Source organism: Mycolicibacterium pyrenivorans, assembly GCF_025821625.1.
In the GTDB taxonomy this organism is placed as follows: domain Bacteria; phylum Actinomycetota; class Actinomycetes; order Mycobacteriales; family Mycobacteriaceae; genus Mycobacterium; species Mycobacterium pyrenivorans.
Genome location: NZ_JACKSH010000132.1, coordinates 1 through 1,971, shown reverse-complemented (window position 1 = coordinate 1,971; position 1,971 = coordinate 1). Strand labels below are relative to the sequence as shown.

Below are 1,971 nucleotides of genomic sequence, written 5' to 3'. Positions count from 1 at the left end.
CATCGACACTTACGAGACCGGCTGCGTCCACCCCCCGATTCTCCCAGAGGCAACACCGAAAACCGTTGCGACACACCGATCTAACAAAGTACTACTAGACCGCGACGGACTTAACCCACCGAGTCCTGAGCATCACCGGCGGGCGCTGGTACGAGACCGTCGGGCGGAACTCCTTGAGAGGTGGCGGTGGGCGGTGAATCGCCGGGTGCGGGTGTCTCTACCTGGTTGTGAGGCTCTGCGTCGGCTACCGCGGGTGAGGGGTGCAATTGCTCGGGGGGTGTCTGCACTGTCGCTTGCGACGGGAGATGGTCGACGCTCATCGGGTCCCGTGGGGGCACGAACACCGCGGGAAGCTGCCCGGGACCGGGGGCCGTGCAGGTTGGCCCGCATACAGGCAGCGATGGTAGTCCGTTCTGGACAGCCCACGCCTCCTTGCGTGCCTCGTCCTGCTCGAATTCGTCCAATGCTGTGGCGAGATCCAGATAGTTGCCGGTCACGTCGGCACTCGGTTCGGTAGCGTCGGCTGCCGTCGTTGCGCGCGGTGTGAGTGTCTCGAAAATCGCAGCCTGCTCGGCGTAGTTCGGTGGAGCAGGATCGCCGGACGAATTCAGCTCTGCTCCCGTCGTTACGGGTGCGCCCGATTTCAATCTGTGCGCACCAATGGATGGCGCTGGGCCATGCACTCGGTCCTGCGCCATGCCGTGGACAACGTGTGGCACGGCTATACCACACAACCCGCTCAGCAAGGCCCCGACAACTACAACATTGCCGAATGCCCTGGTTTGGCCCGTGCGGATAATGAACTGCATCGTCGACACGTCAGGAGCCTTAACGGCACCACCGAGTCTCGGCGCGCTAGCCCGAATAATCAGGGGAACCGTCGTCCGCTGTCGCAGCATCGCCAGTGCTCGACGAGCGGTCGCACTGGCTGCGCCCGGAGTTGCAGCATGACGCGGCTTGCGCCGGTTGCCTCGGCGGAGAATAGTTGCATCATCAGCCGTTGGCGTGTGCCTGGCGTGCCTACTGCCGCGCGGCACAGCGCGACACGCCGTCCGACTGGGTGAACCGTGCGCCTCCTCACCCACTCCACCGGCCATGGACCCATTCTGCGAGCCAACGCGGGCACCAGTCAACAAATGGTTGAAAAATTGAAAAATTTACCTGGCCCAACGTGATCCACGGGCCCTGGATGGCCGGTCAGCCCGCTATCGACCGTGGCGTCATAGCGGAAGCTGAACTCACCGGCTGGTGGATATCAGTGCCGTAGGGCCGCATCGCTTCTTTGCATCCGGCGTTCATGCCGAAGAACCCTACGGCCTACGTCGCGGTGCTGACGCTCGTTGTCATCCCCAGCAGTAGGCGTTCTCGACGATCGCGACGAACCGGTTGGCCTGCGCTTCGTTGAGGTCGAGATCCAGCTGCACCTGGGCAGCTGATGCGTAGGTAATTCCCGATCCCTTCCACGAACACACGGCGTGCGCCTCGAAAATCAGCTCCTCGTCGGATGGGCGGTTCCCGCCAGCCCAAGTGAGTCCGGCGTCGGTGAGTTGCTGTAGGAACTCCGCATCCGATGCGCCGTTTGCCGTAGGCGCAGAGATCAGCGCCAGGGCTGCCGCCGAGCAGGCTGTGGCGGTCAGGATTCGTATCATGACCCGAAGATAGTTCCACGCGGCTAATTCGGCAATTGATTCAGACAAAAAGCGTCGCAGGGCGCTTTCCGCTGGGACGAGTGAGTACCCGCACACAGTTGTTTGGCGGACGCCAACACCGGGGCGAGGCTACCGCGAGATCTGTGTCTCAACAGCATCGAGAACCGCCGCATCATCGACCTACGGTCGGACTACCGGCTGGTCATCGACCTGCTCACCGCCCGCTTAACCTGGATTCACCGATGAGGTAGGGATGGGAGGCGGGTTGTAACAGCGAAATGCCCTGTCGTGGTGAAAGAATGAGATTTCTCGAGGATCACAT

The 1,971-nt window shown here is 62.2% G+C and carries 1 protein-coding gene; it reads right to left on the bottom strand.

Annotation, left to right across the window (positions count from 1 at the left end):
* Nucleotides 1–1,343 precede the first annotated feature (1,343 nt).
* Nucleotides 1,344–1,649 carry a DUF732 domain-containing protein gene (locus H7I57_RS16265; RefSeq protein WP_264024653.1) on the bottom strand — a complete coding sequence of 102 codons (306 nt, stop codon included), beginning with the start codon at nt 1,647–1,649 and terminating at the stop codon, nt 1,344–1,346.
* Nucleotides 1,650–1,971 lie beyond the last annotated feature (322 nt).

Excerpts from the sequence above, each read along its gene's own strand:
- H7I57_RS16265 (WP_264024653.1), bottom strand. The coding sequence starts at position 1,649 with ATGATACGAATCCTGACCGCCACAGCCTGCTCGGCGGCAGCCCTGGCG.